The organism is Dactylosporangium aurantiacum (assembly GCF_000716715.1).
In the GTDB taxonomy this organism is placed as follows: Bacteria; Actinomycetota; Actinomycetes; order Mycobacteriales; family Micromonosporaceae; genus Dactylosporangium; species Dactylosporangium aurantiacum.
In genome coordinates this window covers 1-25,288 of sequence record NZ_JNYJ01000010.1, presented here as the reverse complement: position 1 = coordinate 25,288, position 25,288 = coordinate 1, and the positions used below count along the sequence as shown (strand labels likewise).

At 75.0% G+C, this 25,288-nt stretch carries 19 protein-coding genes; 9 read left to right on the top strand and 10 right to left on the bottom strand.

The window, feature by feature from the left end; all coding sequences use genetic code 11:
- Window positions 1–52 precede the first annotated feature (52 nt).
- Window positions 53–520, bottom strand: a complete 468-nt coding sequence (locus OP18_RS13915; RefSeq protein WP_033359295.1) for a hypothetical protein — start codon at window positions 518–520, stop codon at window positions 53–55.
- 152 nt (window positions 521–672) lie between these two features.
- Here OP18_RS13915 and OP18_RS52445 point away from each other — a divergent pair, with 152 nt between their 5' ends.
- Window positions 673–1,668, top strand: a complete 996-nt coding sequence (locus OP18_RS52445) for a Gfo/Idh/MocA family protein (RefSeq protein ID WP_052386688.1) — start codon at window positions 673–675, stop codon at window positions 1,666–1,668.
- Here the strand turns inward: OP18_RS52445 and galE are convergent.
- The 4 genes from galE to OP18_RS13890 form a co-directional block, all read right to left on the bottom strand.
- Window positions 1,646–2,614, bottom strand: coding sequence for a UDP-glucose 4-epimerase GalE (galE, locus tag OP18_RS13905; RefSeq protein ID WP_033359294.1), 969 nt, complete (start codon window positions 2,612–2,614; stop codon window positions 1,646–1,648). The two genes, OP18_RS52445 and galE, sit on opposite strands and share 23 nt — an antisense overlap.
- Window positions 2,615–2,627: 13 nt before the next feature.
- Window positions 2,628–3,503, bottom strand: coding sequence for a phytanoyl-CoA dioxygenase family protein (locus OP18_RS13900; RefSeq protein WP_033359293.1), 876 nt, complete (start codon window positions 3,501–3,503; stop codon window positions 2,628–2,630).
- 74 nt (window positions 3,504–3,577) lie between these two features.
- Window positions 3,578–5,647, bottom strand: coding sequence for a DegT/DnrJ/EryC1/StrS family aminotransferase (locus OP18_RS55085; RefSeq protein WP_052386687.1), 2,070 nt, complete (start codon window positions 5,645–5,647; stop codon window positions 3,578–3,580).
- A gap of 10 nt (window positions 5,648–5,657) precedes the next feature.
- On the bottom strand, window positions 5,658–6,794 hold the full coding sequence (locus OP18_RS13890) for a radical SAM protein (RefSeq protein WP_211273537.1): 1,137 nt from the start codon (window positions 6,792–6,794) through the stop codon (window positions 5,658–5,660).
- A 325-nt stretch (window positions 6,795–7,119) separates the two neighbouring features.
- Between OP18_RS13890 and OP18_RS13885 the strand changes: the two genes are divergently transcribed.
- Genes OP18_RS13885 through OP18_RS13875 form a run of 3 tightly spaced genes read left to right on the top strand, consistent with a single transcriptional unit; the run spans window position 7,120 to window position 10,829 of the window.
- Window positions 7,120–8,112, top strand: coding sequence for a zinc-dependent alcohol dehydrogenase (locus OP18_RS13885; RefSeq protein WP_033359292.1), 993 nt, complete (start codon window positions 7,120–7,122; stop codon window positions 8,110–8,112).
- A gap of 42 nt (window positions 8,113–8,154) precedes the next feature.
- Window positions 8,155–9,570, top strand: coding sequence for an NAD(P)/FAD-dependent oxidoreductase (locus tag OP18_RS13880; RefSeq protein WP_033359291.1), 1,416 nt, complete (start codon window positions 8,155–8,157; stop codon window positions 9,568–9,570).
- 41 nt (window positions 9,571–9,611) lie between these two features.
- Window positions 9,612–10,829, top strand: a complete 1,218-nt coding sequence (locus OP18_RS13875; protein WP_052386686.1) for a galactosyltransferase-related protein — start codon at window positions 9,612–9,614, stop codon at window positions 10,827–10,829.
- A 4-nt stretch (window positions 10,830–10,833) separates the two neighbouring features.
- Here OP18_RS13875 and OP18_RS13870 read toward each other — a convergent pair whose 3' ends face one another.
- Window positions 10,834–12,657, bottom strand: coding sequence for a N,N-dimethylformamidase beta subunit family domain-containing protein (locus tag OP18_RS13870; protein WP_211273536.1), 1,824 nt, complete (start codon window positions 12,655–12,657; stop codon window positions 10,834–10,836).
- A 250-nt stretch (window positions 12,658–12,907) separates the two neighbouring features.
- On the opposite strand from OP18_RS13870, the gene OP18_RS13865 reads away from it, so the two are divergent.
- Genes OP18_RS13865 through OP18_RS13855 form a run of 3 tightly spaced genes read left to right on the top strand, consistent with a single transcriptional unit; the run spans window position 12,908 to window position 16,426 of the window.
- The gene (locus tag OP18_RS13865; RefSeq protein ID WP_033359289.1) at window positions 12,908–14,083 is read left to right on the top strand and encodes an aldehyde dehydrogenase family protein; all 1,176 of its coding nucleotides are present in this window, start codon (window positions 12,908–12,910) and stop codon (window positions 14,081–14,083) included.
- A complete protein-coding gene (locus OP18_RS13860) occupies window positions 14,080–15,222 on the top strand; it encodes a phenylacetate--CoA ligase family protein (protein ID WP_211273535.1) in 1,143 nt (380 codons plus the stop codon). The genes OP18_RS13865 and OP18_RS13860 overlap by 4 nt, the downstream gene beginning before the upstream one ends.
- Window positions 15,212–16,426, top strand: coding sequence for an MFS transporter (locus OP18_RS13855; protein WP_052386685.1), 1,215 nt, complete (start codon window positions 15,212–15,214; stop codon window positions 16,424–16,426). Before OP18_RS13860 ends, OP18_RS13855 begins: the two co-directional genes overlap by 11 nt.
- On the opposite strand, the gene OP18_RS13850 is transcribed toward OP18_RS13855, so the two are convergent.
- Window positions 16,401–17,798 (bottom strand): GH1 family beta-glucosidase, encoded by a 1,398-nt coding sequence (locus tag OP18_RS13850; RefSeq protein WP_052386684.1) that lies wholly within the window; start codon window positions 17,796–17,798, stop codon window positions 16,401–16,403. The two genes, OP18_RS13855 and OP18_RS13850, sit on opposite strands and share 26 nt — an antisense overlap.
- 55 nt (window positions 17,799–17,853) lie before the next feature.
- Window positions 17,854–18,759, bottom strand: coding sequence for a ParB/RepB/Spo0J family partition protein (locus tag OP18_RS13845; protein ID WP_033359288.1), 906 nt, complete (start codon window positions 18,757–18,759; stop codon window positions 17,854–17,856).
- A gap of 359 nt (window positions 18,760–19,118) precedes the next feature.
- On the opposite strand from OP18_RS13845, the gene OP18_RS59595 reads away from it, so the two are divergent.
- Window positions 19,119–20,372 (top strand): ParB/RepB/Spo0J family partition protein, encoded by a 1,254-nt coding sequence (locus OP18_RS59595; RefSeq protein WP_211273534.1) that lies wholly within the window; start codon window positions 19,119–19,121, stop codon window positions 20,370–20,372.
- Window positions 20,373–20,550: 178 nt separating this feature from the next.
- Here the strand turns inward: OP18_RS59595 and OP18_RS13835 are convergent, their stop codons facing one another.
- A complete protein-coding gene (locus OP18_RS13835) occupies window positions 20,551–21,480 on the bottom strand; it encodes an adenosine kinase (protein ID WP_033359287.1) in 930 nt (309 codons plus the stop codon).
- Between the two features lie 246 nt (window positions 21,481–21,726).
- On the opposite strand from OP18_RS13835, the gene OP18_RS13830 reads away from it, so the two are divergent.
- Complete coding sequence (locus OP18_RS13830) at window positions 21,727–22,818, top strand: LacI family DNA-binding transcriptional regulator (protein WP_081970728.1); 1,092 nt, start codon at window positions 21,727–21,729, stop codon at window positions 22,816–22,818.
- Window positions 22,819–23,192: 374 nt separating this feature from the next.
- Here OP18_RS13830 and OP18_RS52430 read toward each other — a convergent pair whose 3' ends face one another.
- Window positions 23,193–25,157: a cellulase family glycosylhydrolase gene (locus tag OP18_RS52430; RefSeq protein ID WP_052386682.1), complete on the bottom strand. Its 1,965-nt coding sequence runs from the start codon at window positions 25,155–25,157 to the stop codon at window positions 23,193–23,195.
- Window positions 25,158–25,288: the final 131 nt, after the last annotated feature.

Sequence of the window (25,288 nt, the reverse complement as noted above, 5' to 3'; positions counted from 1 at the left end):
CGCCGAGCGGCGCGATCGTGCCGGCCCGCCTACGCAGATCTGCGTAGCCGGGTCAGTCCAGCGCGGCGCGGGCGGCGGCGAGGAACGCGTCGCGCAGCTCGTCGAGCTCGGGGTAGAGGTCCTCCAGCGACGGCACGCCCTGCCAGACGGCGCTGTTGAGGCGGCGCGTGTACGCCCGGGCGGCGGTGTGCACGTCGGCCGGGTACAGCACCTGCAGCATGCTCTCGGCGACCCACAGCCGCTGCATCGTCTCCTGCGCGAGGGTGGGCCAGGGCTCGCCGGCGGTCCAGTCGTCGGGGCGCTCGAAGGCGACCCGGTCGGCCGCGGCCGACACGGTGACGAAGTGCTCCAGGTGGGTGAGGCGTTCGGCGCGCCGGCCCTCGAGCCTGGCCTGCTCCTGCCGCTGCCGGTCGGCGCGCTCGCTCATCCGCTGCGCGGTGTGCTGCACCAGGTAGGACAGGCCGCCGCCGAGCGCGACGCCGCCGAGGGAGGTGATCGCGGCGACGAGCTGACCGTCCATTGCGCGCAGTGTAGTGCTCGCCGTCGATCGGTCGGGGGCGCGGTCCGGGTGGACGCCCGGGCGCCGCTGCGCGAAGCTGCCAGGCGACGGCTCCCGGCAGGGGTGTTCAACTGCCGATCTGCCGCAGTTGAACACCCCGGAGGAGGCGGCGCATGGGCGCAGCGGTCAGGTGGCTGGTCGCGGGGTACGGCGACGTCGTCGTGCGGCACAGCGTGCCCGCGCTGCGGCGGCTGGGCGCCGGCGTGACCGTGTGGGGGCGCGACCCCGCCCGCGCCGCCGCGGTCGCCGCCGGTCTCGGCGTCGAGGCCGCCGCGGACTTCCACCGGGCGCTGGACGGCGTCGACCTGGTGTACGTCGCCACGCCGGTCGTCACGCACGTGGCGCTGGCCGGTGCGGCCCTCGCCGCCGGCCGGCACGTCCTGATCGAGAAGCCAGTCGCCGGTGCGCTGGGCGGCGCGGCCGGGCTGGCGGCGCGGGCGGAGGCGGCGCGGCGCATCGCCGGCGTCGCCTACTACCGCCGGCTCGACCCGCTGCTCGGCGCGCTGCGGCAGCGGGTGCGCGGCGGCGGCCCGTGGCGGGTGGCGGTGGACTTCCGCGACGAATTCGCCCCCGCCGCCGACGACCCGAAGCGGTGGCGCACCGACCTCGCGGTGTCCGGCGGTGGCGTGCTCGCCGACGTCGGCAGTCACCGCCTGGACCTGCTGTGCTGGTACTTCGGGGCGCCGGCGACCGTCCGGGCGACCCTGGCGGGGCGCTATCCCGGCGGCGCCGAGCGGTCCGCCCAGCTCGTCCTGACCTGGCCGGACGCGACCACGGCGCGGGTACGTGCCGAGTGGGCGCCCGGTGCGCCCCTGGACCGCCTCCGGCTGGAGTCGGCGGATCGCGTCCACACGGTGTCGCCACTGGACGGCGGGCGGCTGGCGACGCACGGGGAGCCGCCGCGGGCGTTCCTGGTGCCGGACAACCGGCGGCTCGCCATGTTCGCCGACTTCATGGACGCGGCCGCGCACGGGCGGGCGCCGGTGTGCCCGCTCGCCGACGGTCTCCTGGTCGACCGGGTGCTCGTGGCGGCCGCGGCGTCCGACGCGCACGGCGGCGCCGAGATCCCGGTGCCGGCGGCGGAGACTACGGCGCCGCGTCCGCGGTGAGCCGCGGCGACCAGCAGTGCCACGCGGAGGTCACCATCTCGGTGAGCCCGCGGGAGGCGCGCCAGCCCAGCTCCCGCTGGATCCTGCCCGCGTCGGCGACGACGGAGGCCGGGTCGCCGGGGCGGCGCGGGTGCAGGGTGCGCTCGATCGGGCAGCCGGCCACCGCCTCGACGCCGCGCACCACGTCCAGCACCGAGTGCCCGCGGCCCGTGCCGACGTTGTACACCGCGCCGGCCACTGGGGTGCGGCACAGGTGCGCGACGGCGGCGGCGTGGGCGTCGGCGACGTCCTCGACGTGGACGTAGTCGCGCACGCCGGTGCCGTCCGGGGTGTCGAAGTCGGTGCCGGTGACCGCGAGGGGCCGGCCGGCCCGCGCCGCCGCGACGGCGATCGGCACGAGGTTCGTCGCCTCCCGGTCACCGAGCCGCGGGTCGCCGCTGCCGGCCACGTTGAAGAACCGCAGCGCGACCCACGCCACCCCGGCCTCGGCGATGCGGCGCTCGCAGGCGAGCTTGGACGCCCCGTACGGGTTGATCGGCCGGGTCGGCGCGCCCTCGTCCACGGCGGCGGCGGTGACCTGCCCGTAGACGGCGGCCGACGAGGCGAAGACCAGCCGCCGAACGCCCGTGGCCGCCATGGCGGCGAGCACGCTCTGCGTGCCGCCCACGTTCTCCCGGTGGTACCACGCCGGCCGGCGGACGGACTCCAGCGGCGACTTGCGCGCCGCCAGGTGCACCACGCCGGCGGCGGCGTGCCGGCGCAGCGCGGCGGCGACCGCGCGCCGGTCCGTCACCGCGCCGACGACCAGCGGCACCCCGTCGGGGACCCGGGCCGCGACGCCGCTGGACAGGTCGTCGAACGCGACGACGGCGTGCCCGGCCGCCGTGAGCGCCCGCAGCACGTGCGCCCCGATGTATCCGGCGCCGCCCGTGACCAGCCACGTCATGCCCACCCCCGGGTCAGGCACCGTCGTCCGCGGCCCACGGCCTGAGCCACCGCTCGTCGGCCCGGTCGGCCCGCACCGCGAACCGTACGTCGACCGACATGCGCATCGCGTCGGTGGCGTTGTCCAGCGCGGCGTGCACGGTGTGCGGGCCGTGCAGGGCGATGTCGCCCGCCTCGTAGTCGGCCCACAGCCAGCGGCGGCCGATCCTCTCGCCGACCCAGTTCAGGTCGTGGCTGAGCGGGCGCTGGTCGTGCGGCCGGTCGGTGACGGACCGCAGCGGCGCCAGCTCCTCCGGGGTCAGCCGGTGCGAGCCCTCCAGGTAGACCAGGCCACCGGTCTCCAGCGGGGCGTGCCCGATCGGCAGCCACATGGTGACCACCCGGCCCGAGCCGCGGTCCATGTACGTGTGGTCCACGTGCGCGCGGGACGACTTGCCGGAGCGGCGGTCGAAGTGCCGCAGGATCACCCGGGCGAGGCGGTGCACCGGCTCGCCGAGCACCGTCTCCGCGATCAGGCGCAGGGCCGGCTGGTCGACGAAGCGCAGGAACGCCGTGCTGCGCACGAACTCGTACGCCGGATGTCCCGGCACGCCGTACGGCGGCAGCGGCACGACCTCCTCGCCGAGGACGCCGGCGGCGGGGTCGGTGCCGGGCCGCAGGTATCCGGGCGGGAAGCGGCCGAAGTACGCGGCGCGTAACGCCCAGATCTCGTCCGGGTCGAGGACGCCGCGCAGGTGCAGGGCGCCGTCCTCGGCGAGCCGGGCCCGCAGCGCGGCGGCGTCGCCGAGCAGCGCGGAGCTGTCGGGCAGCGGGACGAACCGCTCCTCGGTGAACGGGATCGCGACGGAGTTGGAGTACACGAGGGGTGGACGGGTGGGAACGGTGGTCATCTGAGCTCCTTGTCAGGCCCGCGCGGGCAGGGCGGTGCACCGGGTCGCCCCGGTGCACCGTGACGTGCTGCGGGTCAGGCCAGCTCGGCGCGGACGGCGGTGATCACGCGCTCCTGCTGCCGCCCGGTCAGGCCGGGGAACAGCGGCAGGCAGACATGGCGGGTGGTGAACGCGACGGTGTTGGGCAGCCCGGCGTCGCCGGCGCCGCCGAAGTAGGGCTGCGCGGACACCGGCAGGTCGTAGACGCCGCCGGCCAGCGCGACACCCTGCCGGCGCAGCCGTTGCCGCAGTGCCTCGCGGTCCACGTCGCCGGCCAGCAGCACCACGTACTTGTAGTAGTTGCTCAGCGACGGGTGCGGCGGCCGGAAGACCCGCGCGTGGCGCAGCTCGCCGAGCTCCTCGTCGTAGCGGGCGGCCTGCCGGCGGCGCTCCTCCAGCATGGCCGGCAGCCGGCGCAGGTGGGCGATGCCGACCGCGGCGTGCACCTCGCTCATGCGCCAGTTGCTGCCGAGCACGTCGTGCACGTTGGCGGTGAAGGACGCCTTGCCCTGGTCGCGGTAGCGCAGGACCGCGTCGCGGTCGTCGGCGCGCGCGCAGCTCACCAGCCCGCCCTCGCCGCTCGTGGCGACCTTCGTCGGGTACAGCGAGAACGCGCCGAACCGCCCGAACGACCCGGCGGGCTGCCCGTCGAGAGCGGAGCCGAGCGCGTGCGCGGCGTCCTCGACGACGTCGACGCCGCGGTCCTGGCACAGCGCCAGCACCTCGCGCAGTGCCGGGGACACGACGCCGGCGATGTGCACGGGCACGACCGCGGCGACGTCGTCGTGCCCGGCCAGCAGGGTCCGCAGGTGGCCGGGGTCCATGCCGAGGCCGTCGGGCTCCGTGTCGACGAAGTCGACCTTCGCCCCGGCACGGATCGCCGACGCCGCCGTGGCGAAGAACGTGTTGCTCTGCACCAGCACGGTGCGGCCCTCGACGCCGACGATGCGCAGCGCGATCTCCAGCGCCGACGACCCGGAGGAGACCGCGACGGCCGGATGCCCCGTCCAGGGTGTGGCCAGCTCCTCCAGCTCCCGGCCGTACGGGCCGAGCGTGAGCACGCCGGTGGCCAGCGCGGTGTCGACCCGGTCCAGGATCTCCCGCCGGGACGGCACGTCGAACACCACCCGGCCGGCCGGCACGGGCTCGGCGTCCCTCGACGCGCCGGCGAGGTGCCGGGCGAAGAACGCCGCGGCCCGGTCGGCGTCGGTGCCGTGCCCGAGGTCCAGCGCGGCGATCTCGGCGGCGTCGCCGTGCCCGGCCCGCGCGTACGCCGCGGCGATCTCCTGCCCGGCGGCGGCCGCGTCGTCGAGGTCCAGCAGCGTGTCGCGCAGCCCGTACTGCACCTGCAGGGGCGCCGGTGCGAGCGCGCCGTACAGGTCGGGCAGGTCCGCGTGGCGCAGGATGCCCGGCAGGTAACCGCCTTCCGGTCCGGTGCGCAGCACGCCGTACAGGGTCGGGTAGGTGCCGAGGTGTCCCGCCGTGCACAGCGGCAGCGGCTCGCCGGCCAGCAGCGCCGTGTGCAGCGCGACGGCCGCGCCGAGGCTGTGGCCGAACAGCCCGGTCCGGTCCGCGTCGACCTGGGGCAGGGTCCGGGCCCAGTGCAGCACCGACAGGGTGTCCTCGACGAGGGCCCCGAGCAGCGACTCCCCGGCCAGCGCCAGGAACCTGCCGACCCCGAGCGCCTCGGCGGACGGCTCGGCGCCCAGGCCGTGGTCCATCGTCACGGTGGCGAAGCCGGCCCGGCAGAGCCGCTGCGCCACGTTGCGGTCGGGGTGATCGGGCGGGCTCACCCCGGTGACCCGGTCCAGCGTGGCGTTGAGGCCGGGGCTGACCAGCACCGTGGGGTGCGGCCCGGCCCCGCGCCCGGCCGGCACCAGCAGGGTGACGCGGAACCCGGCGCGCCGCGGGTGGGCCACGGTGAACTGTGTGACCGTGCCGTCCTCGCGGTCGGTGGTGCCGGACGTCAGGACCGTCAGCGGTCCCGGCCGGACCGCCGCGAGCCGCTGGGCGGCGGCCCGGATCGCGACGGGATCCGGGCACCGGGCGTTGCTGAGCTCCTTGCGGCGCTCCTCGATGAGGAGGCCGAGGCGTGTCTTCTGCATCGACGGCGGCTCAGACGAAGTCGGCGTGCAGCGTCTTGGGCACTTCGACCTGGTAGTCCGCCAGCGCGGTGTCCAGCTTGATCTGGCCGCGGTGCAGCATCTCCAGCAGCTCGTTCTGCGGGCGGTAGAAGCAGCTCTTGCACAGCGCGGTCCGCTTGGGGTTGGTCGCCTCCCACTCCGCGCGCGGGCCGCCCTCCAGGACGTTGGCGTAACCGTCGTCGATGACGTTGCCGATCCGGTAGCGGCTGTTGAGGTGTACCTGCGGGCACGGGTAGAGGTGCCCGTCCGCGCCGACCGCCGTCACGAACCGGCTGTAGTGGCAGCGTTCGAAGTCGCCCTCGACCGCCTCGACCTGGTCCATCGGGCCGCGCTCGAGTTTCGGCACCGACACCTCGAAGTCGTCGGTGCTCAGCGCCCGTACCTCGTTGAGCGCCTCGCTCACCTCGGTCATGACGCTCTCGATCGTCTCGTGGCCCAGCGCGCTGTAGAACTCCGGCTCGAAGCGGACGTAGTGCGCGCCCGACTCCGCGGCCAGGGCGGCCGCCTGGCGGATCTCGCGGTAGTTCTGCTCGGTGATGACGAAGTTGAAGCCGATGCGGAAGTCCGGGTCGACGGCCGCCGAGCGCAGCTGGCCCACCGAGGAGACGAAGCGCGAGAACGTGTGCTCGTGGTCCCGGGTGATCTCGTTGAAGGTGGCCTCGGTGCCGGCGTTGAGGCCGATCCGCACCCAGGTGTGCGTGTTGACGACCGTGTCGGCGATGGCGGGGCGGTGCAGCCGCGAGCCGTTGGTGATCAGGCCGATGCGCAGACCGGCCTCGTGCCCCGCGTTGCAGATCTCCGCGTAGCCGGGGTGAATGGTGCATTCACCACTGCCGCAGAATGTGACGGCGCGACCGCCGTTGTCCGCGAATTCGCGCAGCAGCCCGATCGCTTTCGGGGTGCGCAATGAATCCTTGTAGGAGAACAGGTCGTAGAAGTTCTCCTCATTCGGCGAATGGAAGTTGCAGAAGTTGCAGCGCATGTTGCAGGCACCCATGATGCCCAGCCGCATGTGCACCGGCGGGAATTCCTCGCCGGCGATGAACTTGCGCAGCAGGTCGCCGTGCGCGAGGACCTTGTCCGGCGCGTGCGCCTCGTCGAGAGCCACCGCTGCCAGCGCATCACTGTTCTTCGGGCGTGCGATCTGGTACAGCGGTCGGTGGTCACTGGTGTCCATACGTCGATCCCGCCTACTCAGGAAGGTTGCCGTCCGGCTGCCGATTCGACAATGGCAGCGGGTCGGCGGGGAACCATTGATCAAAAGCTGTTGATACCGTAGGGACGCCACGGGAGACGGTCAAGGAAGTTGAACGCGGGCAATCGATATTGACAGCTCCGGCAGGCCATGATTGCATCGGCTGCCCGACGGCAATCACGCCTCATTTTTCGCGCAGGCGCCGGCGGTTTCCATGATCGACGACGAAAGGTCATCCATGTTGCAATACCGGCTGACCGGCCGGCGACAGCTGGTGCTGCAACGGGATGCGGCGAAGCCGGTTCCCGGCGCCGGCGAGGTGCTCGTCCGGGTCGGCGCGAACTCGATCTGCAACCGCAGCGATCTGGCCTACTACCATTACTACGGCCTGCGTGATCACTGCGCCACCGGATGCTTCGGTCACGAGATCGCCGGCCTGGTCGAGGCGGTGGGGCCGGGGGTCGACGTGACCGCCCCCGGGCGGCGGGTGTTCATCCGCACGCCGCTGACGTCCGGATTCGCCGAGTACGCGCTGGCCAGGCAGATCGCCGTCGGCGCGCTGCCGGACGACGTGCCGTTCGAGCAGGGCTCGATCCTGCAGCTGCTGCCGCTGGCCGTGCACGCCACCCGCGGTGTCCGCCTGGGCGACCGCGTCGCGATCGTCGGGCAGGGCCCGGTCGGGCTCATGGCGCTGCAGGTGGCCCGCCTGCGCGGGGCCACCGACGTCGTGGTCTTCGACCTGGACGACTGGCGCCTGCGGCGCTCGGCCGCCCTCGGCGCCGGCCGGTGCGTGCGCAACGAGCCCGGCGGCGACCCGGCCGGCGGCATGGACGGCGAGTTCGACGTCGCCATCGAGGCGGTCGGCTCGCCCGCGACCGCCAACGCCTGCGTGCGGCTGGTGCGGCAGAACGGGCTCGTGGTCTTCCTCGGTACCCACCACGTGGACACCCACGTCGTCTTCGACATGGTGCAGTGGGAGAAGAAGGGTCTGCGGGTGCACACCGCGGCGGAGCCGACGGACACCGCCCGGGCCGACAGCATGCGCATCGCGCAACGCCTCGTCGACGCGGGCCGGATCGACCTGTCCCAGCTGCTGACCCACGTGATGCCGCTGGAGGAGCTGCCGGCGGCGATCGAGCTGCTCTCGCAGAGCCGGATCCTGGCCCCCGAGGGCGAGGAGACCCTGCCCGGGCCGCCGCCACAGGTACTGAAGATCGCCGTGCGGCCATGACGCCGGCCTTCCACCGGACGTCGCGGCGCTAGGGGATCCACGGTGCGAGTTGTTGTCCTGGGCGCCGGCCTGATCGGCCTGACCGCCGCGCTGCTGCTGGCCCGCGACGGCCACGAGGTGACGGTGCTGGAGCGCGACGCCGGCGACCCGCCCGGCGAGCCCGGCCCGATCTGGCGGGACTGGCAACGGCGCGGAGTGTCGCACTTCCGCCTGCCGCACATGATGGCGGCGCGCTGGCGGCACCTCATGGAGCGGGAGCTGCCCGACGTGCTCACGCACCTGCTGGAGCTGGGCGGGGAACCGGTCAACATGCTGGACATCGCCCGGTGGCCGGAAGCCGTGCGCGGCGGGGTGCGCCCCGGCGACGAGCGCTTCGGCACGATCGCGGCGCGCCGCCCGCTGGTCGAGGCGGCCCTCGCCGTCGAGGCGGCCCGGACCCCCGGCATCGAGGTGCGGCGCGGCGTCACCGTCACCGGGTTCACCGCGACGGCCACGGCGACCGGAGTGCCGCACGTGACCGGGGTCGCGGTCCGCTCCGCGCCGGCGCTCGACGCCGACCTGGTGGTGGACGCCGGCGGCCGCGGCTCGTCGGTCATGCGGATGCTCGCCGAGCTCGGCGCCCCGGCCCCGTTCGAGGACCGCCGCCCGGACGGCTTCGTCTACTACTGCCGGCACTTCCGCACCGGCGACGGGCGGCTGCCGGCGTTCCGCGGCATGCAGCACTACGACGGCGTGTCCGTCACCAGCGGGCCGTGCGACGACGGGACGTGGGGCGTCTCGTTCGTCACCACGACCCGCGACCGGCAGCTCGCCCCGCTGCGCGACCCGGACGCGTGGCACCGCGCCGCCGCGCTCTACCCCGACGTCGTCCCGCTGGCCGCCGGCGAGCCCATCACCGGCGTCGACGTCATGGCGATGCCGGACCGGTACCGCCGCTTCGTCGTCGACGGCCGGCCGGTGGCCACCGGCCTCGTGGTCGTCGGTGACGCCTGGGCCTGCACCAACCCGTCGCTCGGGCGCGGCAGCACCATCGGCATGCTGCACGCGTGCGCCCTGCGTGACGTGCTGCGCGAGGTGCCGCCGGACCGGCCGGAGCGGCTGGTGCTGCGCTTCGACGAGGTCACCGAGGCGACCGTGACGCCGTGGTTCCGCGCCTCGCTCGCCGTCGACGATCGCCGGCTGGACGAGCTGCACGCCGCGCTGGCCGGCGAGCCGCCGCCCGCGGACCCGCAGGCCGACTTCGGCAAGGCCGTCGCCGCCGCCGCGCTGCTGGACCCGGTGGTGCTGCGTGCCCGGCTCGAGATCTCGACGCTGCTGCGGCAGGCCGACGACGTCTACGCCGACCCGGCCCTACGGGAACGGGTGCGCACCGCGGCGCCCGCCGCGGCGCCGCACCCCACCACCGGCGCGGGCCGGGACGACCTCGTCGCGGTCCTGCACGACCGGCCCGCCGGGTGAAGCACGCAATGTCGAACAGCAGGTCCAGCAAAGGAGAGAACGTGTCCGAGGTATCCGCCGCCACCGCCGAAACGGTCGCGGGTCGTCTTGCCGACTACGTGGTGCTGATCCACGACCCGAACGTCCCCGAGCTCGCCCCGGACTACTTCGACGAGAGCGAGCCGCACTACACCGCGGTCAACGCCGCCACGACCGAGCTCATCGCGGGCGACCCCGCCGCGACGGCCGCCCGGGCCGCGCTCGCGGCGGACTGGTCCGGGCACGGCGCCCGGGCCGAGCTGATCGCGCAGCTGGTGCGGCTGCTGGGCGACGCGCCCGACAAGGTCGCGACGCTGGGCGCCCTCATCGACGAGGCCGACCGGCGCCTGCGCATCGACGTCGTGTACGGCGCCGTCGCCACTCCCGCCGACGCGCCGCCGGTCGAGGTGGACCGCCTGGCGGAGCTGCTGCGCGCCGCGCCCCGTGCCGTGCCCTCGGACCGCCCGCAGATCCAGGTGATCATCCCGTTCCGCGACGCCAGCGGCCGCGACCGGCTGCGCAACCTGCTGTCGTGCCTGCTCGCGCTGCACGACCAGGAGCCGGCCCCGGACATGTGGGTGACGGTGATCGAGACCGACGAGCGACCGCGCTGGCGGGACCTGCTCACGCCGCTGGTCGACTCCTACCTGTTCGCCCCGAAGGGCGGCCTGTTCAACAAGTCGTGGGCGGTGAACGTCGCGGTGACCAACGACGGGCGCGACGCCCCGCTGGTGTGCGTGCTCGACGCGGACGTGATCGCCGACCGGTCCTTCATCGCCCGCAACGCCGGGCGTTTCGCCGACGGCAGCCAGGACGCGCACCTGCCCTACCGCCGGGCCTGGTGCCTGGACGAGCCGACCAGCCGCCGCGCGATCGCCGCCCGCTGCGTGCAGGGGCTGCCCGACGTGCCCGAGGAGGTGGTGCGGGCGCTGGTCCTGGTCGGGCCGCCCGGGCACTGCATGTGGGTGACGCGGGAGGCGTACCTGAAGGTGAACGGCTTCGACGAGCGCTTCGAGGGCTGGGGCGGCGAGGACGACGACGTGGTGGCGCGGCTCGCCCGCGACGCCCGGCTGGTCCGCCACGACGACCGGCTCCTGCACCTGGACCACCTGCGGCCGGCGATGGTGCGCGAGGACGGCATCAACTTCAACAAGCACCTGTCGGCGCTGCTGGACTGGCAGCCGGAGGGGCGGATCGGCGACCCGGACCGGTTCGCGCACACGGTCCCGGCCGGGTCCTGACGGCTCAGCCGCCGCCCGGAGCCACGACGTTGCGCCACACCAGCCGCCCGTCCGCCGTGCCGGCCACCAGTCGGCCGGCGTGGGCGCAGAGGGCGACCGCGTCGCCGGCGGCGCCGAGCGTCGTCCACGGGGCGGGCGCCACGGTGCCCGCCCGGGTGCGCAGCCGCCCCTCGCCGTCCACCGCGAACAGCCGCCCGCTCATGGCGGCCAGCGCCACCGCGCCGCCGGCGTCGCCGCTCGGCGTCCAGGTGACCGGGCCCGGGTCCGGGTCCGGCTCGGCCCCGGGCTCAGCGCCGGCGCCGGCCTGGTCGCCCGTGGCGGCGGGGACGTGGCCCGGGCGGCCGGCGAGGTCGGCCAGGGCGGCGTGCCACAGCAGCCCGTCCGCGGTCGCCACGAAGATGCCCTGGAACACCACCGCGATCGCGACCGCGCCCGGCACCGCCGGGCACAGCCGGCGCCAGCCGGCCGGACCGGTCACGGGCGGCCGGGACAGGATCCAGCCGTCCTCGGCGAGCCCGTACAGCTCCACCGGCCGGTCGTGGTGCGCCTCACGGGATCCGGCCAGGCCGACGACTCGCGGCCCGCGCAGCACTGGGCGCCAGGGGAGGTTCTGAGCGTGGAACTCGCGATGCAGCAGCGTCCCGTCGCCGGTCGCGGCGAACAGGCGCTCCCCGCCGGTCGTCAGCGCGCGCACGTCGGGTGCCGCGCCGACCGGCTGCCACTCCTCGCCGGTGCCGGGGCGGGCGAGCCGGTCGAGCACGTTGCGGGTGATGCGGTCGACGACCGGGTCGTCGAGCCTGTTGCCCCAGTTCACGGTGGCCGCGTTGAACACCGTGCCGCGGCCGCGCTGGAAGATCGCCATGGTGGCGTGGCCGCCCTGCCCGTAGTCGCGCCAGCCGGTCAGGTCGGCCGTGGCGAGGATGACCAGCGACCGCGGGCCGCCGTCCCGGCCGGTCGCCAGGGGCACGCCGGCGACCTCCTCGAACTGCGCCGCGTCGGTCTCGTAGCCGACGGCGCCGCGGGCGAACTCGTCGCCGTCGCGCAGGCCGGTCCCGGCGAAGACCCAGTGCCCGGCGAAGCGCGCGGTGTAGCCGACCTCCGCCATGACCTCCTGCCGCTGCCAGCAGCCGCCGCCGGCGCGGAAGCTCACCCCGGTCATGCTGTTCTCCGGCCGCGACACCGGCTCCGCCGACCACTCCACGGTGGTCCGTGCGGGATCCGTGGCGGCGACCGGGTCGGCCAGCGCGTCGCGGTAGCACACGAGGGTCCGCCCGCCGTCCTCGAGCCTGGCCTGCCACCAGCAGGTGTTGCCGCCGAGGAAGGCGACGTTGCCGCCCGCCGCGGTGAAGGACTCGACGGCGTCGCGCATCTGCCAGGTCCAGTACTCCACGTGCCCGGCGACGACCAGCAGCGGGTACCCGGCGAGGCCCGCCGTCGCGGCGTGCAGGTCCACGTCGGAGCAGAAGTCGGCGGCGTAACCGGCGGTGCGGACCCACCGGTAGAAACGGTCCTCCCAGAATCCGGCCGGGCCGCCGCCGGGCCGGTCGAACGAGACCCGAAATGCGCGGTCGGGCTGCTCGGAAAGGTACAGTCCGGCGCCCGGCTCGCCAATTCGGTTGTACGCCTGCCAGGTCATGAACGGCACCACGACCAGCATTCGACCGCCGCGGTCCGGCGCCTGCGCGCGCACCACGAAATAGACGGGCTCGGCCGCCTCCGCGAATTCGGCGCGATAGAGCGAGCTCGGCAGGCCGGCCGGCACCCGCCAGCGCCAGTCGCCGCCCGAAGCGCTGGTCGTGCCGACGGTCAGGCCCGTCGTCGCATCCACGACGGACACCGCGAGCACGGCGCCGGGGCGCGCACCGGCGATGACGAAGCCAATTTCGGCACCGGGCGAAACGGAAGTGGTGTCGGCGTGCACCTGCACATTCATCGGCTCCCCCGCAATTGTCCGGCGCAATTCGCGACGTGACCGTACACGAGCCGGATCAGCCGGCCAAGTCACAGCAACTATTGACATCGAGTAATGCGCGGCCTAGCTTGCGAGGCCCGGTTACCGGCAGTTGGGGAGGATCGGCATGGGCGCGGTGATACCGCTGTTTCGGCGCGGTGAGTGGTACACGTCGCTGGACACCGAACCGGTCGCCGACCTCGACGGCACGGAGCTGTCGCTGGCGCCGGAGATCATGCTGCGCGACGACGCCCGGTGGTGGGGTCGGGTCCGGGACACGGCGCCGGCGCCCGCGCCGCACGCGCGGCGGGAGATCCTGCGCACCGCCCTGGACCTCTTCCAGCACGCCGACCTCGACGTCGGCGGGCTCGGCCGGCAGTCCCCGGCCGACTTCGCCGCCGCGATGGACGTGGTCGCCGGGCTGCCGCCGGAGCTCACCACGCGCTGGTGCGAGCTGCTGCGCGGCGCCCTGGACACGACCGAGCCGCACGGCACGCCCGGCACGCTGACCCTGGTGTACCTGCCGGGCAACACGTTCACCTGCCTGGACTCGGTGTGCCAGCGGATCGCCGGCGGCGGGGCCGTGTGGATCCGGCCGAGCCGCCGCGATCCGGTCTCCGCGGCCCGGTTCGTCGCGGCGCTGCTCGCCGCCGGCTGGCCCGCGGCGCGGCTCGGCTTCTACCCGACCCGCACCGACCTGTTCCGCACGCTCGTCGCGGTGACCGACGAGCAGGTGGTGTACGGGGGATCCGCGATGGCCCGGCTCGCGGGCCGGCAGCCGGCCCTCACCATGCACGGCCCCGGCCGCGGCCTGGCGGTGGTGCCGGCCGGCACCGACCCGGACGAGGTCGCGGTGTGGCTGGCCGGCCTCGTCGCCGCCGACTCGGGCCGGTTCTGCCGCAACGTGCGCACGATCGCCTGCCTCGGCGATCCGGCCGGGATCGCGCGGGCGTGCGCCGCCGTCCTCGACGGGATCACCGTGCCGCCCGTCGACCGGCGCTGGCCGGTGGCCGCCGTGCCCGAGGCGACGGCGCTGGCCGCGGCCGAGGCCGTGGCCGCGGGGCTCGGCCCGCACGACGTCCGGGTGACCGGACGGGAGCCGGTCGTGCGGGCCGCCGGACGGCACTGGCTGGCCCCCACCCTGCTGCACGTGCGCTGGCGGCCGGACCATCCGCTGCTGGGGCGCGAGCTGCCGTTCGCCTTCGCGGCGGTGGTCGGCGTCGACGCCGAGCGGCTCGCGGCGCTGCGTGCGGAGTCGCTGTTCATCTACGAGTACCTGGGAAAGGACGTCGTTGCACCATGAACATCCAGGGCACGGTCATCGCCGGTGACGCGGCCGGTTTCGAGGGCTCACCGGGCCCTGAGCAGCAGTGGAGCCTGATGCGGGAGCGCCTGCCGCTGCTGCGCGTCGAGCCCGACGAGTGGGTCCGGCGCATGATGCGCTGGCACTTCAGCCCCGAGACCGGCTCCCCGTTCTGGCTGCGCCGCCGCGAACGGCTGGACTTCGACCCGCTCCGCGACGTCACCGGCGTCGCGGACCTGCACCTGTTCGGGCTGTTCGACAAGGCCGACCTGCGCGACGCGGCGGTGCGCGACCTGCTGCCGCGCGGGTTCCGCGACCGGGAGTTCCGGATCGTGGAGACCGGCGGGACCACCGGCAAGCCGATCCGCGTCATCGACGTCACCCGCGCGATCAACGACGTCGCCATCTACCGGGCCATGCTCGAGGCCCGCGGGGTGGCCGGCGGCGACGCGGTGGCGATGGCGCCCAGCGGCCCGCACGCGTACGGTCACTTCGTGTCCCGCCTGCTCAACAGCTGGTCCGGGGCGACGTTCTTCATCGACTTCGACCCGCGGTGGGTCAAGCACCTGATCCGCACCGGCGGGGACGCCGGCGACTACGTCGCCCACCTGTGCGCGCAGACCGAGTCGCTGCTGGAGGACGAGCGTCCCAGCCTGCTCTTCACGACGTCGAAGCTGCTGCTGCAACTGGTCGCCACGCTGCCGCGTCCCCTTGCCGGCTACGGCGTGCGCGCCGTGTGCACCGGCGGCACCTCGTGCTCCCCGGAGGAGGCCCGCTACCTGCGCGAGGAGCACCTCGGCGAGGTGCAGTGGATCGACAACTACGGCAGCACGCTGATGGGGCACGCGCTGCCGGGCGAGCCGCTGCGCCCGGGCGGGTCCACCACGTACCACCTGCCGCCGCCGCTGTCGTTCATCCGCGTCGTCGACCCGGCCGCGCCGCACCGCGAGGTGGCCGTCGGCGAGCGTGGCCGCATCCTGGTCAACACGCTGCTGGAGGACCTGTTCATCCCGAACCTGCTGGAGCGGGACAGCGCGGAGGCCACCGCCCCGCACCCGTGGTTCCCCTGGCCGGGCGTGCGGCACGTGCGCCCGTACGAGGCACCTGACGCCGAGGCGGTGACCGAGGGTGTCTACTGAGCCACCGGCCGGCGCGGCCGTCATCGCCGCGCACCCGCCGGACACCGCCCGGCTGACCCGCGCCCGCTGGGCCACCGTCGCGGTGTTCCTGCTGCTCGGCACGCTGCTGGGCACCTGGTTCTCCGGGGTCCCCCGCTTCCAGGAAGGGCTGCGCCTCGACGAGGACGCGCTCGGGATGGTGCTGCTGGCGCCCACCGTCGGCTCGCTCATCGGCATGCAGCTCGCGGGGCGCCTCGTCGGCCGCTTCGGCTGCGGTCCGGTGGTGCGGTGCACGGCGGTGACGCTGCCGTTCACCCTGCCGCTCGTCGCGCTGTCGGCGCGGCCGGCGGCCGCGGTGGCCGCGCTCGTGCTGTTCGGCGTCGTCGACGGGGTCCAGGGCGTGGCGATGAACGTGCACGGCATCGCCGTCGAGCGGGGGCTCGGCCGCCCGGTCCTCAGCGGCATGCACGCCGCCTGGGGCGTGGGGGCGCTGCTCGGCGGCGCCGGCGGCACGGCCGCGACCGCGCTCGGGCTGACGCTGCTGGAGCAGTTCAGCATCGTCGCGGTGGTCATGGCCGCGCTCGGCGCGGTGGTCGGGCGGTGGCTGCTGCCGCGCGACGCCGCCGGCGGCCCGCAGCGCGCGACCGGCGCGGCCCGCGGCTGGCGGGCCGGCTGGACCAGGTCCGTGGCGGCGCTGGGCATCATGGGCGCCGGCGTCATGCTGTGCGAGGTGGGCATCTCCAACTGGGGCGCCATCTTCCTCGACGACGAGCGCGCCGCGACCGTCGTCGTGGCCTCGCTGGGGTACGTGGCGTTCTCCTCGGCGGAGACCGGCGTGCGGCTCGTCGGTGACCGGCTCAACCGCAGGCTCGGCCCGGTGGCGACGGTGCGCGGCAGCGCGATCGTCGCCCTGCTGGGCCTGGCGATGATCGTGCTGCCGCCGGACGCCGGGTGGAACCTCGCGGGCTTCGTCGTCTTCGGCGCCGGGCTGGCGGTGATCAACCCGATCGTGTTCAGCGCCGTCGGGCACGGCACGTCCGAGGCGGCGGAGCTGGCGATCTCGCGCTACACCACGCTCATCTACACCGGTGTGCTCGGCGGCCCGGCGCTCATCGGCTGGCTGGCCAACGGCATCGGGCTCACCGCGGCGCTCGCGTGCCTGGCCGTGCCGCTGGTCGTGGTGCTGGCCGGCAGCGGGCTCACCGCGGCGGCGAAGCCGCGCTGAGGTCGAGCGCGCGGTGGGCCGCGATCAGCGCGGCGTAGTGCCGGCCGCTGCGCTTCACCGTCCGCCGCTGCGTGTCGTAGTCCACGTGCACCAGGCCGAAGCGCTTGCTGTACCCCTCGCCCCACTCGAAGTTGTCCAGCAGCGACCAGGCGAAGTACCCGTCGACCGGCACGCCGGCGGCGCGGGCCCGGGCGCACGCGGCGACGTGCCGCTGCACGAAGGCGGCCCGGCGGTGGTCCTCGACGGCACCGTCCGGGCCGACCTCGTCGGGGAACGCCGAACCGTTCTCCGCCACCAGGATCGACGCCGGGCGGTAGTCCTGCCAGACGCGGGTGAGCAGCCGCTCCAGGCCGTCCGGGCAGACCTCCCAGCCCATCGCCGTCTGCTCGGCGCCGGGCACCGGCAGCTGCCGCGCGTGGGGCACCTCGCCGGCCGGGTCGGCGACCACCAGCTGGCGGTAGTAGTACGCGACGCCGAGGAAGTCCACCGGCGCGGCGATGATGTCGGCGTCCCCGGGCAGGGCCGGCGGTTCGACACCGTACAGCCGCAGCATGTCCTCCGGGTAGCCGCGGCCGAACATCGGGTCGAGCCACCAGCGGTTGAGGTGCCCGTCGGCCCGCCGCGCGGCGGCGACGTCCTCGTCGCGGTCACTGCCCGGCTCGATCGGGCTGAGGAAGTGGTGCAGCCCGATCGACGGCGGCAGCGCCGCGCCGGACCGCAGGGCCTGGACCGCGAGGCCGTGGCCGAGCAGCGTATGGTGCCCGGCCCGCACGGCCCGGACGAGGTCACGCTCGCCGGGTGCCATGTCGCCGGTCAGGTGCCCCAGCCAGGAGACGCACATCGGCTCGCTCACGGTGATCCAGCGCGGCACCCGGTCGCCGAGCCGGGCGGCGACGACCGCGACGTACTCGGCGAACGCCTCCGCGGTCGCCCGCTCGGGCCAGCCGCCCCGGTCCTGCAGCACCTGCGGCAGGTCCCAGTGGTAGAGCGTCACCACGGGCGTCGTGCCCTGGGCGAGCAGCTCGTCCACCAGCCGGTCGTAGAAGTCGATGCCGGCGGGGTTGACCCGTCCGACGCCGTCGGGCATGACCCGGGGCCAGGCCACCGAGAACCGGTAGGCGTCGACCCCCAGCTCCTGCAGCAGCCGCAGGTCCTGCGGCCAGCGCCGGTAGTGGTCGCTGGCGACGGCCGCCGTGTCGCCGCCGCGGATGCGGCCCGGTGTCCCCGCGAACGTGTCCCAGATGGACGCGCTCCGGCCGTCCGCCGCGATGGATCCCTCGATCTGGTAGGCGGCGGTCGAGACACCCCACAAGAAGCCCGCCGGAAGCTCCCGCAGCAGCTCCGCGGGAAGGTCGTCGCCCAGGTTCGACATCGCACACCTATCGGATCGTTGGAATGGACTGGCCCGGCGGCGCGGCGCGCGCCGCTCAGCCGGCCTCGACGGAGCAATGCCGCTCCAGCTGCTCGGCGAAGCGCAGCCATTCGAGGGCGTGCGCCCGGGCCACCCGGGCGGCCGCGTCGCCGCACTCGCCCGGGATCGACGGCAGCATGGTGCGCCAGCGGTCCGGCAGCGCCGTGATGACGCCGATCCAGCGCAGCACCGCGCGCCCGGAGTCGGTGAGCCGCAGCGACGGGTCCCGCGCCAGACCGTCCAGCGCCTTGCGCAGGTCCTGCCCGGCCATGGCGGCCGGCCCGGCGCCGCCCCGACGCGATTCGGAGCGCAGCCGCGGCGGCACCGGGTCCTCTCCCCGCTCGAGGCGCCGGCGGACGTCCCGGGCCGTGGCTGGCGCGACCCCGGCGGCGAGCGCGAGGTCCCGCAGCGACGCGGTCGGCCGCTCGGCGAGGACGAGCGCCGCGCGCAGCCGCCCGTCGACGGCGTCGACGGGGCGCAGCCGGCCGTCGTGGCCGATCCGGTGGGTCGTGGGCCGGGCGCCGGACCGGCGGCGCACGGCCGTGACGGTCCGGGCGGCGAGCCCGGACAGCTCCGCGATCGTGCGGTCCGACCAGTCCGGATGGCTGTCGATGATGCGCGCCGCCGCCTCGCGCCGCTCGGCCGGCGACAGGGGCAGGCCGTGTGCCACGTTGGCCCGCACGGCCAGCACGAACGCCGCGTCCGGCGGCACCTCGACCAGGTGGGCGTCGATGTGTGCCAGGCCGCGCAGCCGGGCGGCCCGGACCCGGTGGGTGCCGTCGATGATCCGCATCGTGGCGGCCTCGACCAGGATCGGCGGCAGCCGGCGCGGCGACTCGGCCAGCGCCTGGACATGCGCCTCGTCGACACCCCGCAGGCGTGGCGTGTCGGCGGCCAGCAGGCTGTCCAGCGCGACGCTCACCGCCGGCCGGTCCCCCGCCGGCTGGTGCCCCTGGTCGCGTGATCGGTGTCGGTCGGATGAGGGCGCAGTGATGCGCATGACGACCTCCGTGTTCCCCCGTGGACGGCGCGACATTGACCTTCGTCGCGCCGACTGGCGCCGATGCTAGCGGCGCGGATCATTGTCGGCAATTACTTGACTGCCATCCGGAAATTCGGACAGCCGTCGCCGCAACGGGGCATCGAGCGGGGCGCGCTTCCCGTACAGTCTCAGCAATGTCGCCCTCCCGCGATGCCGGTCCGCCGCCGGTCGAATATGTGCTGACCAGCAAATTGACACGTGGCGACTCGCCTCGCGCGGGTGATGTGGACCTTGAGCACGTGCGGCTGCTGGCACAGCTCGACGACGAGCTGCCGCCGATTCTCGTGCATCGATCAACAATGAAGGTGATCGATGGCTGGCACCGCCTCCGCGCGGCCGAGTCGCGCGGCGCCGACCGGATCGGGGTGCGGTTCTTCGACGGCACCGACGACGAGGCGTTCCTCGCCGGCGTCCAGGCCAACGTGGCGCACGGCCTGCCGCTGTCCCTGGCGGACCGCGAGGCCGCCGCGGCCCGCATCGCCGTGCTGCGCCCGTCGTGGTCCGACCGGGCGATCGCGGCGGCGAGCGGCCTGTCGGCCAGGACCGTGAAGCGGCTGCGCGCCCGCGCCGCCGCCGGCACCGCGCAGGAGCAGAAGCGGCGCGGGCGGGACGGCCGGCTCAGGCCGGTGGACGCCGGTCCGGGCCGCCGCCGGGCGGTCGAGGCCATCACCGCGCAGCCGGACGCCTCCCTGCGGGAGATCGCGCGGGTCGCGGGCGTGTCCCCCGCGACCGCCAAGGCGGTGCGCGACCAGCTCGCGCTCGCCGGCGCCGCACCGCCCACCGGCGCCGCACCGCCCACCGGCACTGCCGCGCCGGCCCGCACGACGGCCACCGGCACCGGCGTCCCGGCCCGCGCGACAGCACCGGCCCGCGCGACAGCACCGGCGGGCACGACGGCACCGGCCCGCGCGACGGCACCGGCCCGCGCGACAGCACCGGCCCGCGCGACAGCACCGGCCCGCGCGACGGCGCCAAAGGGCATGACGGTGCAGAAGGGCACGACGTCGGCGGCGGGCACGACGTCAGCTGTGCGTATGACCGTGCCGGACGGCACACGGGCGACGGCGGGTGGGCCCGGTAGCGGGGCGCCCGCAGCCGGTCAGGCCGGTGCACGCCTGGCTGCCGCGAGGCCACCGAGGATCGGACCCGCCGCGGTGCGGATCCCGCCGCCCGCCGCCCGGGCCGCCGTGGCGCCGGTCCGGCCCGACGAGCGCCGCGACGCCATCGAGGAGCTGCGCGGGCACCCCGCCCTGCGCTCCGGCGACGGCCAGGACCTGGTCCGGACGCTGGACCGGTGGACCAGCAGCCTGCGCAACGCCGACGCCGCCGCGGCGGCGATCCCGCCGCACTGCGCGTACATCGTCGCCGCGATCGCCCGCGCCTGCGCGGAGGAGTACCTCGAGCTCGCCAACGAGCTCGCCGCCGCTACTGACCGCCCGCGTCCACCCACGCCGCACCGCCGCCCTACGGATGGGCCGCGCCCCGGGCGGTGAACCACACCCGGCGAACGATGCCCGCGGGTCGCGGGGCGTCGGAGCCCGACGTGTGCCAGCACCCCGTCGACGCGGGACGGGCCGCCGAGGACGCGGCCGCCGCCCCGGGCCGGTCCTCACCAGCCGCGCGGCCGGCACGCGGCCCGCCACGCCGCCGAGGGCGGGCACGGCGAAGCGGTCACCGCTCGCCCCGCGCGTCGCCGGCCGCGGCGCCGTCGCCGGCCGCGGCGAGCAGCGCCTCCCGGCCGATGGCGTCGACAACGGTCGCCGGCACCGTGCAGGCGTACGCGCCGGCGACGGCACCGTACGCGGCGCACCGCAGCGGTGGTTCCCCGGCGAGCCAGCCGAAGAGGAACCCGGCGGCGAAGGCGTCACCGGCGCCGTTGGAGTCGACCACCGGCGCGGGCGGCGTGGCCACCGCGACGTGTGTCAGCTCGCCGCCGGTGAGCAGGTAGGCACCGTCGGCGCCGGCGGTGGCCACGACGATCCGGGCCCGGCCCAGCTCCACGATCCGCCGCATGGTGCGCTCCGGGTCGGCCAGCGCGGCGACGGACACGAACACCACGTCGGCGTCGAACGCGAACGTCTCGTGGTACGGATTGGCCCCGTCCCAGTTGTGCAGGTCGGTGGAGATCGTCAGGCCCTCCCGCCGCAGCGCGGGCAGCGCGAGCCCGCAGGGGTACGTGATGGACACGTGGGCGTGCCGGCTGGCCTTCGCCAGCGACCGCACCGTGTCCGGGGGAAGCGGGCCGTCCCCGCCGCCGCGGGTCTGGTCGTACAGTGACATGCGGCGGCCGTCGGGCCCGACCAGGTTCACCGCGCGGCGGGTGCCGCTCGGCATCGGCGCGGTCGTCAGCGGGATGCCCCGGTCGCGGTGCAGGGCGCGGACCAGGTCGCCGTGGTGGTCGTCGCCGACCAGGTCGATGTGGTGCACCCGCAGGCCCAGCGCGTGCAGGCCGAGGCTGATGAAGTCGCCGGTCTGCCCGGCCCGGGTCTCCACCGCGGGCACCAGGTAGCTGTCCGCGAACGGCAGCGGCAGCTGCGGCACGGAGACGATGGTGTCCACGCCGGCCCCGCCCAGGACCAGCACGTCGATTTCAGGGCTCACCGGGGCTCCTCGGTTGTCGCACGGATCGGGTGGTAACCGCACGCTACGGCGCGGCCCGGACGCGGCTCGAGCCGGTCGGCGGCGAGCCGGCCCGTCCGCCGCCCCTGCCCACCGGCCGGCAGCGCGGCCGGTGTGCGGCATCCGGCCCGGCTGCCGCGGAACCGGCCCTGCAAGCGGCCCCGGAGACGGCGCCGGAACGGCGCCGCACGGACCACGGGGAGGAGCCCGCGCTGGCTAGAATCCCTTATGCGCTCCCCCGCGACCGCCGGTCCAGCACCCGGCCGGCACCCCGTGTCGTCCGGTGCCCGCGACACGCCGGCGGGCGGCAGGGTCCGGCTCACCGACATCGCCCGCCAGGCGCAGGTGAGCGAGGCGACGGTGTCCCGCGTCCTCAACGACCGCTCGGGCGTCAGCCCGGACACCCGCCGGGCGGTGCTGACGGCGCTGGACGTGCTCGGCTTCGAGCGGCCGGACCGGCTGCGCAAGCGCGGCACCGAGCTGGTCGGGCTGGTGACGCCCGAGCTGGAGAACCCGGTCTTCCCGCTGTTCGCCCAGGCGATCGAGTCCGCGCTGGCGCAGCACGGCGCCACGGCCGTGCTGTGCTCACGCACCGCCGGCGGCGTGTCCGAGGACCAGTATGTCGAGATGCTGCTGGAGCGGGCCGTCGCCGGGATCATCTTCGTGTCCGGCAGGCACGCGGACTCGACCAGCAGCCCGCAGCGGTACCGCGACCTGGTCGACCGGTCCCTGCCGATCGTGCTGATCAACGGATACCTGCCGGGCGTGGACGCGCCGTTCGTCTCCTGCGACGACCGGGCCGCGAGCCGGCTGGCCGTGTCGCACCTGGTGTCGCTCGGGCACCGGCGGATCGGGCTGCTCAGCGGCCCGGAGCGGTTCGTGCCCGTGCAGCGCAAGCTGGCCGGCTACCGGGAGCAGATGCGGGCCCACGGGCTGGCGGAGCTGGTCGAGCTGTCGATGTGGTTCACCGTGGAGGGCGGGCACGCCGCCGCGACCCGGCTGCTCGACCGCGGTGCCACCGGGCTGGTCTGCGCGTCGGACCTGATGGCGCTGGGCGCGGTCCGCGCGGCCCAGGCGGCCGGGCTGTCCGTGCCGCGGGACGTGTCGGTGGTGGGGTTCGACGACTCGCCGCTGATCCCCTTCACCAACCCGCCGCTGACCACCGTGCGCCAGCCGGTGATCGACATGTCGAACGCGGCGGTCCGGGCGATGATCGACGAGATCCGCGGCCAGGGACTGCCGCCGGCGGAGTACCTGTTCGGCCCGGAGCTGGTTGTGCGCGGCTCCACCGGCGTGCCGCGCGCCGCCGACCGCGGCTGAGCCGCCAGCGGGCGCGGCTATCCGGCCCTTCGTCCTGGTCCACGGCGCTCACCTGGACGCCGCGGCGGTCCGTGCCGCGCTGGACCGGGTCGACGCCGGGTTCGTGGCCCGGTTGCCGGCCGGGACGGACACCCAGCTGGGCCTGTCCTGGCAGGGCGGCGTGGAGCCGTCCGGCGGCGAGTGGCAGCAGCTCGCGCCGGCCCGGGCGTTGCTGCGCGACGGCGCGCCGCTCAGCGTCCTGGACGAGCCGACGGCCGCGCTGGACCCGCAGACCGGGCACCTGCTGAGGCTTGCCGCCGCGGGAGCGTCATCAAGCGGGGCCGAGGCCCCGGGCGGCCGTCCATCTCGTGTGGACACCCGCCCGGGCCGGTCGGCTACTGGGCGCGCAGGTGGTCGATGTCGTGGACGCCGTTGCCGTCGAACCAGAGGTAGACGGCGCGGACGTCGGCCAGGGCGGCCGCGTCGCAGGACATGGCGGTGCCCAGGTCGACCTCGACGGTGGTGGTGGTCGCCGCGCCGGCGTAGCCCCAGGTGGACTGGCACCAGGTCCAGGCGTCGCCGGTCTGCACCGCGATGCTGTACGAGGTGCCGGTCGCGCCGGTGCGCAGCTCGTACCGCAGCACGGACCTGCCGGACAGGTCGACGGGCTCGGGCAGGCCGGCGACGCCGAACCAGCCGCCGTCGGCGGTGGTGATCCGCAGGCCCGCGGCGCCGTCGGGGTGGAACTCGGTCGTCTGCGCTACGGTGCCCGCGTCGGCCTGCCAGCTCGCCGGTGCCCAGCCTTCGGTGCCGGTCTCGAACGACGCGAGGACCAGCGCGTCCCCGGGGCGGTTCTTCACGGTGACCCGCAGCTCCGCCGGGTTCGACGTGCGTCCCGCCTGGTCGCGGATGGTGTACGAGGCCACGGCCCGGCCCACGAACCCGGCCGCCGGGGTGAACGTGACCACCCCGCCGTCGAGGCGGAACGCGCCGCCCGGCACCGTCACCGTCGTCTGCTGGCCGGCGGCGGCCGGGTCGAGGTCGATCGTGGACGGCTTGACCTTGCTGCGGTAGGCGATGTCGTTGGCCGCCGGGGTCAGCGTCACCGGCTCGTCGCGCAGGGTCTGGGCGGTGTCGTGGTCGGCGACCGGTGGCCGGGACCGCTGCCCGCGGCGCAGCTCGTCACCGGCGTTGGCGATCGTGGTGCACACGGGGCTCGGGCAGTAGACGGTGAAGCCGTCGTAGTCGGGGTAGTCGGTGCCGTCGTCCTGGACGCCGGACAGGATCCAGTACAGGAAGCCGTCGATGCCGGCGCGCACCGCGGCGTCGGTCCACTGCTGGTACACGACGTTGCGGGTGGCCTTGTCCAGCAGCCCGAACTCGCCGAGCAGCACGGGTTTGCGGAGCCGGTCGGCGAGGCGGACGTGGCTGCTGATCCAGCCGGTCCCCCACGCCGGGTCCTTGTTCCAGTGGTCCGGGTACAGGTGGAACGACATGAAGTCGATCGCGGGCAGCGCGGCCAGGGCGGCCGAGTCGACGCCGTCGGCGCAGTTGAGCGTGAAGTCGGTGCCGGCGCGGTCGGTGCACAGGAAGCCCTCGTCGCCGGGGCTGACGAGGTGCCGGCCGTCCACGGCGTCGATGTGCGCGCTGATGTCCGCGGCCCATGCGGTGATCGTGGTGTCCGTGCAGGTGGCCGAGCGCGGGTAGACGCCGGATCCGCCGCAGCGGGGCTCGTTCGCCAGCTCCCACGCCATGATGGTGGGGTCGTCCTTGTACTTGACGCCGGTGAGGCTGTTCGTGCGGTTCAGCACGTGGCTGATCCAGTCCTTGTACCAGCCGCGGATGACGGGGTCGGTGTAGAAGTCGTCGTGGTGGGTGCCGCCGCGCCAGCGCACGTACTGGTCCATGCCGCCGAACGCGCTCCAGTTGTTCGTGAGCGGGATGACGAGCTTGACGCCCTTGTCCCGGGCGGACTTGACGACCTGGTCGAGGTGCTGCAGCCCGTCGGCGCCGTCGTTGTACGCGGGGCGGGTGCCGTCCCAGTACTGGAAGTAGACGCCGTTCTCCTTGTGGTGCACGGACCCGGTGTCGTCCTGGTTGCCGATGTCCAGGAAACCCCAGGTCCGCATGACGTTGAACCCGGCGCCGGCCGCGTCGGCGAACACGTCGTCGACCATCGCCGGGGAGCGGTACATCAGGTAGTAGTTGTTGGACCCGGCGAAGCGGAACTGCCTGCCGTCGAGGGTGAGGTCGGCGCCGTGGCGCGTGACGAAGCCGTCGTGGCGGGGGTTCGCGGACGCGGCGCCGGCGCTCGCCATGACGGCGAGCCCGGCGCACACGGCGAGGATGCGTCTGATCATCGTTCGCCTTCCTGCGGGGGTCAGGGCGTGACGAGGTCGTTGGCGGTGCGCAGTGCGGGGGCGGTGCGCCAGGCGGGGTCGTCTGGGGTGGGCAGGTTGGTGCCGGTGACGTGGAGGGTCACTGACTCGCC